This is a genomic window from Streptomyces sp. NPDC104309, assembly GCF_055584025.1.
This window is the reverse complement of the sequence record NZ_JBVJMV010000003.1, coordinates 211589-226032: the sequence shown is the minus strand read 5'-3', so window position 1 is coordinate 226032 and position 14444 is coordinate 211589. Positions and strand designations below refer to the sequence as shown.

Sequence of the window (14444 nt, the reverse complement as noted above, 5' to 3'; positions counted from 1 at the left end):
CTCTCGTCCGCATCATGCCCGGCGTGCGCGCGACGCCCGGCAGGCCCGCGCTGCGCCGGCATCCTGGCCGACGGCTTCACCGACCCGGACGGCGGCGTCGTCTCCCGTGACGAGGACGGCCGGCCCGACGGGCTCGTGGAGGAGACCGCCCAGCGCCTCGTGCAGCGGCACGTGCTCCCGTACCCCGTGGAGACCGTCGCCGACGCCGCCGGCGCCGCCACCCGCGCCACCGCATCGAGCACGCCGGGGTGGTCCGCCCCGACCAGCCGGGCAGGTTCGCCGAACCGGGCGTGGTCCCCGTACCGCAGCACAACTTCCTGCCGCCGTTCGGCGACGCCATGGCCGAGTCGCTCGGTGCCCGGCGCACCGCCTGTCCTACCGGCTGCGCTCGCTGCTCGACCTCGGCCTGCCGGTACCCGGCAGCTCCGACCGGCCCGTCGCGCCCGGCGCCCCGCTGCCCGCCATCCAGGTTTTGGTCCAGCGGCGCACCGGCTCGGGCGCCGTCCACGGACCCGACGCGCGCGTCCCGGTCCAGACGCCCTGCGCGTCTGGACCGAGGGCTCCGCCCGCGCCACCGGCTTCGGCGACCGCAAGGGACGCCTCGTCCCCGGGTACCTCGCCGACCTCACGGTCCTCGACGCCGACCGCTCCGCACCGATCCCGACCGGATCGCTCTCCATTCCGTACGCCCTCATCGGCGCCGTGGTCTCCGGCATGTTCCCCGAGGCGTTCCGATCCCGCGTGGTCGCGATGTCCTACAATCTCGCGGGAGTCGTGGCCGGATTCGTACCGCTGCTCGCCACCTCGCTGACCGGCGCGGCGAACGGTGCCTCGTGGGGTGCGGCCCTGCTCCTGATGGTGATCGCGGCCTGCACGGCCGCCGGATCGTTCGCCTCCGGATCGCTCATGAAGCGGGAGCGGGCAACCAGGCCGGCCGGGGACCGCGTCGAGGCCGCCGTCCGGCCGACGCCGTGCCCCGTACCCCGCCCGACGGCGGACCGTGGCAGTGCGCCCCCGCAGGGTGTCGCTCCGTCACCGACGACTAGTAGGGTGACGGACTCGGGGGCCCACTGCACCGGTTCGAGAGGTGGGGTACGGGATATGGCTGTCGGCATGAGCAGGCCGCGCGACACACACACGGCCGTCGTGCGCCCCCGCGAGGGCCCCGGCCCGGCGGACGGACCGGGTGACGGCGCGGACCCGGGACCCTACAACGCGGCCGTCGACCCCGACGACCTCCCCGACGGTCTGGTCGTCGCCGACGAGACCGGCCGGGTCATCTGTTTCAACGCCGCCGCCGCCCGGATCACCGCCGTCCCCCGGGCCGCCGCCCTCGGCCGACCCCTGGAGCACGTGCTGCCCCTGGAGGACCTCAAGGGCCGCCGCTGGTGGGCCCTGACCGACCCGTACGGCGGACTCGCCACCCGCGTCGGCCAGCCCGAGCGCAATCTGCTGCTGCCGGGCGGCCGGGAGGTCCTGGTCTCCGCACGGTACGTGCGCGAGCACCCGACCGGTCCCGTACGCCGGCTGGTGGTCTCGCTGCGCGGCACCGAGGCCCGTCGCCGCAATGAACGCAGCCACGCCGAACTGATCGCGACGGTCGCCCACGAACTGCGCTCGCCGCTGACCTCCGTCAAGGGCTTCACCGCGACCCTCCTCGCCAAGTGGGAGCGGTTCACCGACGACCAGAAGCGCCTGATGCTGGAGACCGTCGACGCCGACGCGGGCCGTGTCACCCGGCTCATCGCGGAACTGCTCGACATCTCCCGGATCGACTCCGGGAGACTGGAGCTGCGACGCCAGCCCGTGGACCTCTCCGCGGCCGTCGAACGCCACATCCAGACCCTCACCGCGAACGGCCAGACCCCGGACCGCTTCCTCGTCCGCACCTGTCAGCCGCTGCCCGTGGTCTGGGCAGATCCGGACAAGGTCGACCAGGTGCTCGGCAACCTGCTGGAAAACGCGGTGCGCCACGGCGAGGGAACCGTCACCATCGAAGTCGCACCCGCACCCGCGAAGAGCGACGAGAAGGGAACGGCCGTCACCGTGAGCGACGAAGGCCCCGGCATCCCCGAGGAATCGATGGGCCGTGTCTTCACCCGCTTCTGGCGGGGGAGCAAGCGCGGTGGCACGGGCCTGGGCCTCTACATCGTCAAGGGCATCGTCGAGGCGCACGGCGGTACGATCACGGTCGGCCGTGGCCCCGGCGGCGGCGCGGAATTCCGATTTATCCTGCCCGTGAGCACGCCGGCCTACCTGGTCTGAGCAGCCCACGGGCCTCCCACACATTCTCAGGCCCTTAGACTCGACCTTTGGCACCTTTGCGTCCTCCAGTCGTCGAGCGGGGCCATGGGGGTCCGGGGCATCCCCCGGTAAGCGCAGTAATCAGCCAATCGGAAGCACGGGAAGAGATGTCGGCACCGAACAAGTCGTACGACCCAGTCGAGGTCGAGGCACTGAAACCGGAAGAGATCGAGCGCATGCGGGACGAGGCGTTCGCCGCCTTCGCCGCCGCCGGTGACCTCGACGCGCTCGCCCAGGCGAAGACCGCGCACACCGGTGGTACCTCGCCCCTCTCGCTCGCCAACCGGGAGATCGGCGCACTGCCGCCGCAGGCCAAGGCCGAGGCGGGCAAGCGCGTGGGCCAGGCCCGCGGCGCCGTGGGCAAGGCCCTCGCCGCCCGGCAGGCGGAGCTGGAGGCCGAGCGGGACGCCCGCGTGCTGGTCGAGGAGGCGGTGGATGTCACGCTGCCCTACGACCGCACCCCGGCCGGCGCCCGTCACCCGCTGACGACCTTCATGGAGCGCGTCGCGGACGTCTTCGTGGCCATGGGCTACGAGGTCGCGGAGGGCCCCGAGGCCGAGGCGGAGTGGTTCAACTTCGACGCCCTGAACTTCGTGCCCGACCACCCGGCCCGGCAGATGCAGGACACCTTCTTCGTCCGCGGCGCCGACGGAGCGGACAACGACGAGTCCGGTGTCGTGCTGCGTACGCACACCTCGCCGGTCCAGGCCCGTACGCTGCTCGACCGCGAGCCCCCCGTCTACGTCGTCTGCCCCGGCCGCGTCTACCGCACCGACGAGCTCGACGCGACGCACACCCCGGTCTTCCACCAGATCGAGCTGCTGGCCGTCGACGAGGGCCTGACCATGGCCGACCTCAAGGGCACCCTCGACCACATGGTCCAGGCGCTCTTCGGCCCGGACATGAAGACCCGGCTCCGGCCGAACTTCTTCCCGTTCACCGAGCCGTCCGCCGAGATGGACATGGTCTGCTACGTCTGCCGCGGCACGTCCGTCGGCAACCCGGACCGCCCCTGCCGCACCTGCGGCAGCGAGGGCTGGATCGAGCTCGGCGGCTGCGGCATGGTCAACCCCAAGGTGCTCATCGCCTGCGGCGTCGACCCCCAGAAGTACAGCGGATTCGCCTTCGGCTTCGGCATCGAACGCATGCTGATGTTCCGCCACAACGTAGAAGACATGCGAGACATGGTCGAGGGTGACGTCCGGTTCACCCGGCCGTTCGGGATGGAGATCTGATGCGCGTCCCGCTTTCCTGGCTGCGGGAGTACGTCGACCTGCCGGCGACGGAGACCGGCCGAGACGTACAGGCCAAGCTCGTCGCCGTGGGTCTGGAGGTCGAGACCGTCGAGCGGATCGGCGCCGGCCTCAAGGGCCCGCTGGTCGTCGGACAGGTACTGACCATCGAGGAACTGGAGGGCTTCAAGAAGCCCATCCGCTTCTGCACGGTCGACGTCGGCGGTGCCAACGGCACCGGTGAGCCGCAGGAGATCGTCTGCGGAGCCCGTAACTTCTCCGTCGGCGACAAGGTCGTCGTGGTCCTCCCGGGCGCCGTCCTGCCCGGCGACTTCGCGATCGCCGCACGCAAGACGTACGGCAAGACCTCGCACGGCATGATCTGCTCCACCGACGAACTCGGCATGGGCGACGACGGCACCCACGGCATCATCGTGCTGCCGCCGGAGCACGAGGTCGGCACCGACGCCATCGAGCTGCTCCAGCTCGTCGACGAGGTCCTCGACATCGCCGTCACACCGGACCGCGGCTACTGCCTCTCCATGCGTGGTGTCGCCCGCGAGGCCGCCATCGCGTACGGGCTGCCGCTGCGCGACCCGGCGCTTCTCGACGTGCCCGCTCCCAACGCGTTCGGCTACCCGGTCAAGATCGCCGACCCGATCGGCTGCGACAGGTTCACCGCGCGCGCCGTCGTCGGCCTCCAGCCCGAGGCCCGCTCCCCGATCTGGCTGCGGCGCAGGCTGCAGAAGGCCGGGATGCGTCCGATCTCGCTCGCCGTCGACGTCACCAACTACGTGATGCTGGAGCTCGGCCAGCCGCTGCACGCCTACGACCGCTCCCGCCTCGACGGGCCGATCGGGGTGCGCCGCGCCCAGCAGGGCGAGAAGCTCACCACCCTCGACGGCACCGTCCGCGTCCTGGACGCCGAGGACCTGGTCATCACCGACGACCGCGGGCCGATCGGCCTCGCGGGCGTCATGGGCGGTGCCAACACCGAGATCGCGGACGTCCAGGAGGGTGCGCACAGCACCACCGAGGTCGTCATCGAGGCCGCGCACTTCGACCCGATCTCGATCGCCCGTACCGCGCGCCGCCACAAGCTGTCCTCCGAGGCGTCCAAGCGCTTCGAGCGCGGCGCCGACCCGCAGGCCGCGGCCGCCGCCGCGCAGCGCACCGTCGACCTCCTGGTGCTGCTCGCCGGAGGCACCGCCGAGGCCGGGGTCACCGAGGTCAGCGCCCCGTCCGCGCCCCGCACCATCACGATGCCCGCCGACCATCCCGACCGGGTGGCCGGTGTCACCTACGGCCGCGAGACCGTCGTACGGCGTCTCCAGGAGGTCGGCTGCGACGTCTACGGTCAGGACGAGCTGCTCGTCACCGTGCCGTCCTGGCGCCCCGACCTCGGCGAGCCCAACGACCTCGCCGAAGAGGTCATCCGGCTCGAAGGCTACGAGAACCTCCCGTCCACCCTCCCGACGCCGCCGTCCGGCCGCGGGCTCACCGACCGCCAGCGGCTGCACCGCAGGGTCGGCCGGGCGCTCGCCGGGGCCGGCTACGTCGAGGCGCTGAACTACCCGTTCATCGGTGACGCGGTCCTCGACCAGCTCGGGATCGACGCCGACGACGCCCGTCGCCGTACGGTCGAGCTCGTCAACCCGCTCTCCGACGAGGAGCCGGCGCTGCGCACCACGCTGCTGCCGGGCCTGCTCGGCGCACTGCGGCGCAACGACGGCCGCGGCAGCCACGACCTCGCGCTCTTCGAGACCGGCCTGGTCTTCAGGCCCACCGGCAGCGAGACGAAGGCCGTGCGGCTGCCGGTCGACCGGCGTCCCACCGACGAGGAGATCGCCGGGCTCGACGCCACGCTGCCGCGTCAGCCGCGCCGCGCCGCGGTCGTCCTCGCGGGCGCCCGCGAGCAGGCCGGCTGGTGGGGCAAGGGCCGCCCGGCCGACTGGGCGGACTCCATCGAGGCCGCCCGTACCATCGCCCGCGAGGCCGGTGTCGAGGTGATCGTCCGGAGCGACCAGCACGCACCGTGGCACCCGGGCCGCTGCGCCGCGCTGTATGTGACGGTGAACGGCGAGGAGACCCTCTTCGGGCACGCCGGCGAGCTGCACCCGCGCGTCATCAAGGAGCTCCACCTGCCGGAGCGCACCTGCGCCATGGAGGTCGAGCTCGACGTCCTGGAGCAGGCGGCCGACGGTGCGCTCCGGGCGCCCCGCATCTCCGCCTTCCCGGTGGCGACCCAGGACGTCGCGCTGATCGTCGCCGAGAGCGTCCCCGCCGCCGAGGTGGAGCGGGCGCTGCGCGCGGGCGCGGGTGAACTCCTCGAATCGCTGCGGCTGTTCGACGTCTTCACCGGCGAGCAGATCGGTGCGGGCCGCAAGTCCCTGGCGTACGCGCTGCGCTTCCGCGCCGCGGACCGCACGCTGACCGTCGACGAGGCCACGGCCGCCCGTGACGCCGCGGTGGCGCTGGCCGCCGAGCGGACGGGCGCGGTGCTGCGGGGCGCATAGCACCGCGCGTCGCACGGCGTGAATGAAGGGGCGTATCCGGCGACCGGATACGCCCCTTCCGTGCTCGCCGAGCGGCACAGAACCGCTCGCGGGCGTTCCCCGCGCCGTCCTCGCCGCCGCGGAGCATCGGGCAGGTCGGCGGAGACGGACGGCGCGGGTGCGGGTCGTCGACTGTACGAGGGGGAGCAGACGACCCGGCCGCCTCTTGCGAGACGACTGATTCAACCGATCCGCGCATCGGTGCAACAGCGTGCGCAGCGGGACGGTTGGGGCATTCCGTTCACACCCCGTGTGAATCGTGCTCCACTGGTGCGACACGCCTCGGCGTGCCGAACCACCGGAGGGGCGCATGGGGGCAACGGAGCCGAACATTCTGCTGGAGGCCCTGATCGAGGAGGCGGGGGTGTCCCGGGCGGGCCTCGCCGCGCACATCAACCGGGCCGGCCGCTCCCGCGGACTGTGCCTGCGGTACGAACACACCGCGGTGGCCCGCTGGTTGAAGGGACAGCGCCCGCGCGGCCAGGTGCCGGACCTGATCTGCGAAGTGCTCGGGAACCGGCTGAACAGGCCTCTTTCGCTGGACGACATCGGCATGGCGACCCCGGGCGCCGGCGCGGCCGTGCCCGCGTCCACGCTCACCGGATTCGTCGAGCGGGCCACCGCGCTGTGGCGCTCCGACGCACAGCAGCGCCCGCACACACTCGCCTCGGCCGCCGTCACGGGCACCCTGGCGGTGATGCCCGTCTGGGAGTGGGAGAACCCGCCCGAGGACGCCGACGTCTCCCGCGGCGGCGTCACCCGCGTCGGCACGGCCGACATAGTGATGCTGCGTGCGGCCCGTGCCCACTACGAACTGATGTACCGCAGGGCCGGTGGAATCGCGACCCGGTCCCGCATCGTCGGCTTCCTCAACGCCGAGACCGCGCCGCTGCTGCGCGGCGGCTACAGCGACGCGACAGGGCGCCAACTGCACCGGGCGACGGGCGGGCTGGTGGCGGTCGCGGGCATCTGCGCCTACGACTCCGACGCGCACGGGCTCGCCCAGCGCTACTTCCACCAGGCGCTGCGGCTGGCCAAGGCGAGCGGCGACCGGGCACTGGGCGGATATGTGATCGCCCTGCTGGTCAACCAGTCGCTGTTCCTCGCCGACTACCGGCAGTCGGTGGCCTTCGCGCAGGCGGCGCTGCGGGCCGCGGGCAGGCACATCACTCCGGCGCTGGCCGCCGATCTGTACGCGATGCAGGCCAAGGCGTACGCCCGCATCGGCGACGCGGGCAGCGCCCTGGAGTGCATCCGGCGCGCCGAGTCGGAGGCCGAACGCATCCGGCCGGGCCATGAACCGGACGAGACCGGGTACGTCCAGCCTGGCCTGGTCGACGTGCAGGTGGCCGAGGCCCTGCTCAGCCTCGGCGATCTGCCGGGGGCACGGGAGCATGCGACGACGGCCGTGCGGACGCCGGCGCACGACCGGGGGCGGGTGCACCGGCTGGCCATGCTGACCCACGTCGAGCTGCGTCAGGGCGAGGCGGACCGGGCCGCGGCCACGGCCGTGGAGATGGCGGAACGGGCCAGGGGCATGGAGTCGCAGCGGCTGCGCGACCGGCTGCGCGCGGTGCGCGAGGATCTGATCGCGAGCGGCTGTGCCGAGGCGGGGCGGGCCGCCGAACTGATCGACGGGGCGCTGCGCGTACCGCTGTGAGTACCGCCGCGCGCGGACCCGCGGGTACCGGTGCGTTCCCCTCCGATGCCGATCCTGCTGCGATGTTGCCACCTACTTGTCGGAAGGTGGCAAAACTGTGCAATGGGCGAATCTGAACGAACAAACTGTGTATGAGAATCGCTGGTTCCGGGTCAATCTGGCCGATGTGGTCATCCCCGACGGCCGTCACCTCGACCACTACCTCATCCGGCTCCGGCCCGTCGCGGCGGCCACCGCCGTCAACGAGGCCGACGAGGTGCTGCTGCTCTGGCGACACCGGTTCATCACCGACAGCTGGGGGTGGGAACTGGCCGCCGGGGTGGTCGAGGACGGTGAGGACATCGCGGCCGCCGCCGCCCGGGAGATGGAGGAGGAGACCGGCTGGCGCCCCGGCCCGCTGCGCCCGCTGCTGACCGTGGAGCCCTCGAACGGCCTCACCGACGCCCGGCACCACTTCTACTGGTCGGAGGAGGCCGGCTGGACCGGTCCGCCCAGCGACGCCTTCGAGTCCTCGCGCCGTGAGTGGATACCGCTCAGGCGGGTGCCCGAGCTGATCGCCCGCGGCGAGGTCCCGGCCGCCGGCATGGCGGCCGGGCTGATGATGCTCCATCACTTGCGGCTGGGGTGAGGCGCCCTGAACCACGGACGGGGCCGGCCGGGGGATCGCCCCGGCCGGCCCCGTCCGGGCACGAGATGAGGAATCAGGAGTACGGGTAGAAGCCCGAGCCCGTCTTGCGGCCGAGCCGGCCCGCGTCCACCATCCGCTGGAGCAGCGGGGGAGCGGCGTACAGCGGCTCCTTGAACTCCGCGTACATGGAGTCGGCGACGGAGGCCACCGTGTCGAGACCGATCAGGTCGGAGAGCTTGAGCGGACCCATCGGGTGGGCGCAGCCGAGCTCCATTCCGTTGTCGATGTCCTCACGGCTGGCGATCCCCGACTCGAACATCCGGATCGCGGAGAGCAGATACGGAATCAGCAGCGCGTTGACGACGAAGCCGGAGCGGTCCTGGGCACGGATCGGGTGCTTGCCGAGGACGTCCTGCACCAGGGCCTCGGCGCGCTTCACCGTCTCGTCGGACGTCGTCAGCGCGGGGATCAGCTCGACGAGCTTCTGCACCGGGGCCGGGTTGAAGAAGTGGATGCCGATGACCTGGTCCGGACGAGAGGTCGCCACGGCCAGCTTCACCAGCGGGATGGAGGAGGTGTTCGAGGCGAGGATCGCGTCCTGCCGGGTCACCACCTGGTCGAGCACCTGAAAGATCTCGGTCTTGACCTGCTCGTTCTCCACGACCGCCTCGATGACGAGATCGCGGTCGGCGAACTCTCCGAGATCGGTGGTGAAGCTCAGCCGGGCCAGTGTCTCGTCGCGCTCCTCCGGAGTGATCTTGCCTCGTTCGGCGGCCTTCGAGAGGGAGTTCTGCAGCCGGGTGCGGCCGATCTCCAGCGCCTCGCCGGTGGTCTCGGCCACCATGACCTCAAGACCGCTGCGGGCGCACACCTCCGCGATACCCGCGCCCATCTGGCCACAGCCCACCACTCCGACGCGTGCAATGTCGGCCATAGAGTCCGTCACCTCGTGCCTTTCGCTGTTCCCGTGTCGCAGGTTCCCGTCTGATTCCGGTGCCCGCCCCGACCCCACGACGTTACTCCGCGGCCTACGGGTCATCGCGGGCCGGGGCGGGCATGCTCTGCGTTACGCCTGAATACAGGGGCGACGGATGTGGACGACGAGGACAGAGAAACGGCAGGTGCAGGGATATGCGGCAAATGGCCCGAAGAAGCTTTGTGGCGGGTGCGGCCGGTGTGGTCGCGGGTGTGGTGAGCACGGTCACCACGGCGGGTGCGGCCGTCGCGGTTCCGTCCCGGCAGGGCGGTTCCGGGCGGACGGACGCATCGCCGCGCCGGGGCGGTCACCACGTCGACCGGCGTGAGCTGCGCGGCATGTGGGTCGCCACCGTCGCCAACCTCGACTGGCCGTCGAAGCCCGGACTGACGGCCGCCGCGCAACGGGCCGAGCTGATCGCCTATCTCGACGAGGCCGTCGACCGCCGGATGAACGCCGTGATCCTTCAGGTCCGGCCGACCGCCGACGCGCTGTGGCCCTCCCCCTACGAGCCGTGGGCCGAGTACCTCACCGGAGCGCAGGGCAAGGACCCCGGCTGGGATCCGCTGGGCACCGCCGTCCGCGAGGCCCACCACCGCGGCCTGGAACTGCACGCCTGGTTCAACCCGTACCGGGTCGCCAACCACACCGACCCGTCCCGGCTGATCGCCACGCACCCCGCCCGGCTGCACCCCGACTGGGTCCTGCCGTACGGCGGGAAGCTCTACTACAACCCCGGAATCCCCGAGGTCCGCCGCTTCGTCCAGGATGCGATGCTCGACGCGGTCCGCCGCTACGACATCGACGCCGTGCACTGGGACGACTACTTCTACCCGTACCCGGTGGCCGGGCAGGTCTTCGACGACGACGCCACGTACGCGAAATACGGCGCCGGCTTCCCGGACAAGGCCGCCTGGCGGCGCGACAACACCGACAAGCTGGTGCGCGAGACGGCCGAGCGGATCAAGAAGATCAAGAAGAACGTCCAGTTCGGGATCAGCCCGTTCGGGGTGTGGCGCAACGCCGCGACCGACCCGCTCGGCTCCGACACGAAGGCGGGGGTGCAGACCTACGACGATCTGCACGCCGACACCCGCGGCTGGATCAAGAAAGGCTGGATCGACTACATCTGCCCCCAGATCTACTGGAACATCGGCTTCGCCGCCGCCGACTACGCCAAGCTGCTGCCCTGGTGGAGCGAGGTCGTACGGGGCACGGGCGTCGACCTCTTCGTGGGCGAGGCCCTCTACAAGGCCGGTGACCCCGCACAGCCCGCCGCCTGGCAGGACCCGGCCGAACTCTCCCGCCACCTCGACTTCGCGGCCGGCCACGACCAGGTGCGCGGTCATGTCTACTTCTCCGGCAAGGACGTGGTGACCGACCGGAACGGAGCCATTGCCCGGGTGGTCGCCGACCACTACCGCAACAGGGTGCGGCCACCCCGCTGACAGAGGAATGCGTCCACGCCGCTCACAGGAGAAGCGGAGCGGACGCACCGGGTGCTGTGGGCGGGCCGACGGGAAGCCGTCGGCCCGCCCACGTCCCGGGGGCGAGGAGCAATGCGTCCGCCGAAGGCCGTTACGGGGTCTCCGGCGCCTGCTTCCGGACGGCGGCGTGCTGCACGACGCTGTCGGGACCGGGTGAAATGAGGTGTTCGTGCCCGTCCTCGGAGCGGACGCGGTACGGGGGGGTACCCCCGGCACCGAGCACTTCGACGATTTCTGCGACATGGTCGTGCTGCCCCACGGTCCTGCCGTGCGTCAGCAGCCGGTCGCCCGCGTGTGCCTCCATCGGGAGTGACCTCCTCACGGGTGGCGGTCCTTGTCGACAATTCTATGACCGAACGGTGACTTCGCCCGGTGGAGGAACGAGGTTCTCATCCGGCGCGGCGGGCACGTCCCGCCCGCTGGGTGGCCGCGATGCAGACCAGTACCGCGACCGCCGCCACCGGAGCGGCGGCCGAGACCTTCTCGCCGAGGAGGAAGAACGACCACACCAGGGTCAGCAACGGCTGCGCGAGCTGAAGCTGGCTGGCCCGCGGCACCCCGATCTCCGCCATCCCGCGGTACCAGACGTAGAGACCGAGGAAGGTGGACCCGGCGGCCACCCAGACCAGGCCGAGCACTCCGTGCGCGGTCAGCCGTACCGGCTCCGACGGCAGTGCGACCGCCGCTCCCGCGACCGCCAGGGGCAGACAGAGGATCAGCGCCCAGCCGACCACCTGCCAGCCCGGCATGATCCCGGCCAGCCTGCCGCCCTCGGTGTACCCCGCCGCGCACACCAGCAGCGCACCGAACAGATACGGATCACCGCCGGACAACGAGCCACCGCTCTGCTGCACGGTGAACGCGATCACCACACCGGCCCCGGCGAGCGCCGCGATCCAGAAGGCGCGGGACGGCCGCGCGCCGGTCCGCAGTGAGGAGAACACCGCGGTGGTCAGCGGGAGCAGCCCCACCACCACGGCCGCGTGCGAGGTCGTCGAGGTCTGCAGCGCCAGCGTGGTCAGCAGCGGGAAGCCCACCACCACACCCGCGGCGACCACGACGAGCCCGGACCAGTGCCGGCGGTCCGGCACCGGGACCCGCCCCGCGAGCAGCGCACCGCCCGCGATCACGGCGGCGAGCAGGGTGCGCAGCGACACCAGCGACCAGGGGCCGAAGCTCTCCAGGCCCCAGGCGGTGGACGGGAAGGTCAGCGAGAAGGCGACGACGCCGAGTCCGGCGAGAGCCACACCCCCTCGGTTCGCCGTACCGGCCGTCGTGGGGGCCGCCGATGAAGCAATCGCTATCGCGCTCTGGTGAGTATCGCTATCGTTTACTCTCATGCAAGAGCGTAGCAGCGTCGCTGAACTGGTGGAATCTCTCCGTGGTGAGTTGAACCGCTACTCGCCCGGTGGAAAGCTGCCGTCCAGTCGGGCCCTGGTGGAGCGCTTCCGGGTCAGCCCGGTCACCGTCTCCCGGGCCATCGCCCGGCTCGCCGCCGAGGGCCTCGTCGTCACCCGGCCCGGCTCCGGCGCCTTCCGGGCGCGGCCCCGTACCGATGTGCCCCTGCCGGGCGACACCTCCTGGCAGGAGGTCTCGCTCAGTGGCGACGGCGGTCCCGAAGCGGTGCCGCGTACCGTCGACGCCTCAGGCGTCCTGGTCACGCTCGCCGCGCCGCCGCCCGGCGTCATCGAGCTCAACGGCGGCTACCTCCACTCCTCGCTCCAGCCGGAGCGGGCGCTCGCCGCCGCCCTCGCCAGGGCCGGTCGCCGCCCCGGCGCCTGGGACCGCCCGCCCACCGACGGCCTGACCGAACTGCGGGCCTGGTTCGCCCGGGAGATCGGGCCCGCCGTCACCGCCGCCGACGTGTTGATCACCGCAGGCGGCCAGAGCGCCCTGGCCGTCGCCCTGCGCGCGCTCGCGCCGCCCGGCGCCCCGGTCCTGGTCGAATCGCCCACCTACCCGGGCATGCTGGCCGCCGCCCGCGCCACCGGCCTGCGGCCCGTGCCGGTGCCTGTGGACGCCGACGGCGTACGGCCGGAGCTGCTCGCCGCCGCGTTCCGGGCCACCGGCGCCCGGGTCTTCGTCTGCCAGCCGCTCTTCCAGAACCCGACCGGCACGATCCTCGCTCCCGAGCGGCGCGGCGAGGTCGTCCGGATCGCACGTGCGGCGGGAGCCTTCGTCGTCGAGGACGACTTCGCCCGCCGTCTGGTCCACGACGACGCCGGGCCGCTGCCCGCACCCCTGGCCGCGGACGACCCCGACGGTGTGGTCGTCCACGTCTGCTCCCTCACCAAGGTCACCTCGGCCAGCCTGCGCGTGGGCGCGCTCGCCGCGCGCGGCCCGGTGCTGGGGAGGCTGCGGGCCATCCAGATCGTCGACAGCTTCTTCGTTCCCCGGCCGCTCCAGGAGGCCGCGCTCGAACTGGTCGGCTCCCCGGCGTGGGGTCACCACCTGCGTGCCCTGTCGGCCGAGCTGAGGAACCGGCGCACCGCCATGACCACGGCCCTGCGGCTGGAGCTCCCCGCACTCACGCTCCCCCTCATGCCCGCGGGCGGCGGCAGCCTGTGGCTGCGCCTGCCCGAGTCGGAAGCCGGCACGGACGAGTCCGCGGTGGTCTCGGCCGCACTGCGCGCGGGTGTGGCCATCGCACCCGGCCGCCCGTACTTCTGCGCCGAACCCCCGTCCCCGCACATCCGGTTGAGCTATGCCGCGGTCGCCGGCCCGCCCGAGATCGCCGAGGGGGTGCACCGTCTGCGCACCGCCTGCGACGAGGTCCTGACCGGCTTCGGGGCATGAACCCCGGCCGGACGCGACGTCATGCCCCCGACGGTACCCGCCGAGGGTGCCCGTGGCGTCCACGGGGAGGGCGGCTTCAAGCCACGGAAGCACCCGAACCGGTGGGCGCGCCTCCGGTTCGGCCGAGCCGGAGGCGCTTGCGTAGGCACCCTTGACCCGCGTGGCGTTCGGCTCCACGATCGCCGCCATGACTGTTCGAGTCTCGCTCGTCGCCGCGGCGCGCAGCTCCGCCCTGCTCGCCGAGCGCTTCGACGACGACCGGCCGCTCGACCACGCCGGCTGGCACGAGGTGCAACTCGTCGCGCACACCCTCGTGCCCTTGGGCGCCGCCGAACTGCGCTACTGCTCGCCGACCCCGCGCAGCCGTGCCACCGGCGAGGCCCTCGGCTACGCGCCGCTCGTCCAGCCCGCCCTGCGCGACTGCGACATGGGCCGCTGGCGCGGCTGCACCCTCGCCGAGGTCGCGGCGTGCGAACCCGCGGCCGTCGACGCCTGGCTCGCCGACCCGCGCTCCGCCCCGCACGGCGGCGAACCGCTGCTCGCCTTCATCTCGCGGATAGGGGGCTGGCTGGACACCCGCCCCGCGTGCGACGGGGCCATCGTCGCCGTCGCCGAACCGGCAGTCGTCCGGGCCGCCCTCGTCTACGCGCTCAAGGCCCCGCCGTCGACGTACTGGAACGTCGACGTGCGACCGCTGTCCACGGTCACGCTCATCGGCATGCCGGGCCGCTGGAGCCTCAGGCTCGAAGCGCGAGCCCGCTGACCGTCCCGCTTCCGTGGGTTCGCGTTCGAAGCGCGAGCCCGCT

At 72.4% G+C, this 14444-nt stretch carries 11 protein-coding genes and 1 pseudogene; 9 read left to right on the top strand and 3 right to left on the bottom strand.

The window, feature by feature from the left end; all coding sequences use genetic code 11:
* Positions 1-135 precede the first annotated feature (135 nt).
* The 6 genes and pseudogenes from ACZ68L_RS05095 to ACZ68L_RS05070 form a co-directional block, all read left to right on the top strand.
* Positions 136-636, top strand: a pseudogene (locus ACZ68L_RS05095) (amidohydrolase family protein); the annotation flags it as partial.
* A gap of 465 nt (positions 637-1101) precedes the next feature.
* Entirely contained in the window at positions 1102-2265 is a 1164-nt protein-coding gene (locus tag ACZ68L_RS05090) for a sensor histidine kinase (protein ID WP_469574567.1), read from the top strand.
* Between the two features lie 146 nt (positions 2266-2411).
* Positions 2412-3539: a phenylalanine--tRNA ligase subunit alpha gene (gene pheS / locus ACZ68L_RS05085; RefSeq protein ID WP_469574271.1), complete on the top strand. Its 1128-nt coding sequence runs from the start codon at positions 2412-2414 to the stop codon at positions 3537-3539.
* Complete coding sequence (pheT, locus tag ACZ68L_RS05080) at positions 3539-6052, top strand: phenylalanine--tRNA ligase subunit beta (RefSeq protein ID WP_469574270.1); 2514 nt, start codon at positions 3539-3541, stop codon at positions 6050-6052. Before pheS ends, pheT begins: the two co-directional genes overlap by 1 nt.
* A gap of 349 nt (positions 6053-6401) precedes the next feature.
* Positions 6402-7751 (top strand): transcriptional regulator, encoded by a 1350-nt coding sequence (locus ACZ68L_RS05075; protein WP_469574269.1) that lies wholly within the window; start codon positions 6402-6404, stop codon positions 7749-7751.
* Between the two features lie 97 nt (positions 7752-7848).
* Positions 7849-8379, top strand: coding sequence for an NUDIX domain-containing protein (locus ACZ68L_RS05070; protein ID WP_469574268.1), 531 nt, complete (start codon positions 7849-7851; stop codon positions 8377-8379).
* A 73-nt stretch (positions 8380-8452) separates the two neighbouring features.
* Here the strand turns inward: ACZ68L_RS05070 and ACZ68L_RS05065 are convergent, their stop codons facing one another.
* Positions 8453-9313, bottom strand: coding sequence for a 3-hydroxybutyryl-CoA dehydrogenase (locus ACZ68L_RS05065; protein WP_469574267.1), 861 nt, complete (start codon positions 9311-9313; stop codon positions 8453-8455).
* A gap of 197 nt (positions 9314-9510) precedes the next feature.
* Between ACZ68L_RS05065 and ACZ68L_RS05060 the strand changes: the two genes are divergently transcribed.
* Positions 9511-10803: a glycoside hydrolase family 10-like protein gene (locus tag ACZ68L_RS05060; protein ID WP_469574266.1), complete on the top strand. Its 1293-nt coding sequence runs from the start codon at positions 9511-9513 to the stop codon at positions 10801-10803.
* Positions 10804-10933: 130 nt separating this feature from the next.
* Here the strand turns inward: ACZ68L_RS05060 and ACZ68L_RS05055 are convergent, their stop codons facing one another.
* Positions 10934-11146, bottom strand: coding sequence for a DUF1918 domain-containing protein (locus ACZ68L_RS05055; protein ID WP_469574264.1), 213 nt, complete (start codon positions 11144-11146; stop codon positions 10934-10936).
* Between the two features lie 85 nt (positions 11147-11231).
* On the bottom strand, positions 11232-12182 hold the full coding sequence (locus ACZ68L_RS05050) for a DMT family transporter (protein ID WP_469574263.1): 951 nt from the start codon (positions 12180-12182) through the stop codon (positions 11232-11234).
* Here ACZ68L_RS05050 and ACZ68L_RS05045 point away from each other — a divergent pair.
* Both ACZ68L_RS05045 and ACZ68L_RS05040 read left to right on the top strand, forming a co-directional pair.
* Positions 12181-13638 carry an aminotransferase-like domain-containing protein gene (locus tag ACZ68L_RS05045; protein WP_469574261.1) on the top strand — a complete coding sequence of 486 codons (1458 nt, stop codon included), beginning with the start codon at positions 12181-12183 and terminating at the stop codon, positions 13636-13638. The two genes, ACZ68L_RS05050 and ACZ68L_RS05045, sit on opposite strands and share 2 nt — an antisense overlap.
* A gap of 187 nt (positions 13639-13825) precedes the next feature.
* A complete protein-coding gene (locus ACZ68L_RS05040; protein WP_469574260.1) occupies positions 13826-14401 on the top strand; it encodes a histidine phosphatase family protein in 576 nt (191 codons plus the stop codon).
* Positions 14402-14444: the final 43 nt, after the last annotated feature.

What these genes read in the sequence shown, in the direction of transcription:
- pheT (WP_469574270.1), top strand. Translation starts at nt 3,539, where the DNA reads ATGCGCGTCCCGCTTTCCTGGCTGCGGGAGTACGTCGACCTGCCGGCG.
- ACZ68L_RS05060 (WP_469574266.1), top strand. Translation starts at nt 9,511, where the DNA reads ATGCGGCAAATGGCCCGAAGAAGCTTTGTGGCGGGTGCGGCCGGTGTG.
- pheS (WP_469574271.1), top strand. Translation starts at nt 2,412, where the DNA reads ATGTCGGCACCGAACAAGTCGTACGACCCAGTCGAGGTCGAGGCACTG.
- ACZ68L_RS05040 (WP_469574260.1), top strand. Translation starts at nt 13,826, where the DNA reads ATGACTGTTCGAGTCTCGCTCGTCGCCGCGGCGCGCAGCTCCGCCCTG.
- ACZ68L_RS05075 (WP_469574269.1), top strand. Translation starts at nt 6,402, where the DNA reads ATGGGGGCAACGGAGCCGAACATTCTGCTGGAGGCCCTGATCGAGGAG.
- ACZ68L_RS05050 (WP_469574263.1), bottom strand. Translation starts at nt 12,182, where the DNA reads ATGAGAGTAAACGATAGCGATACTCACCAGAGCGCGATAGCGATTGCT.
- ACZ68L_RS05065 (WP_469574267.1), bottom strand. Translation starts at nt 9,313, where the DNA reads ATGGCCGACATTGCACGCGTCGGAGTGGTGGGCTGTGGCCAGATGGGC.
- ACZ68L_RS05055 (WP_469574264.1), bottom strand. Translation starts at nt 11,146, where the DNA reads ATGGAGGCACACGCGGGCGACCGGCTGCTGACGCACGGCAGGACCGTG.
- ACZ68L_RS05045 (WP_469574261.1), top strand. Translation starts at nt 12,181, where the DNA reads ATGCAAGAGCGTAGCAGCGTCGCTGAACTGGTGGAATCTCTCCGTGGT.
- ACZ68L_RS05090 (WP_469574567.1), top strand. Translation starts at nt 1,102, where the DNA reads ATGGCTGTCGGCATGAGCAGGCCGCGCGACACACACACGGCCGTCGTG.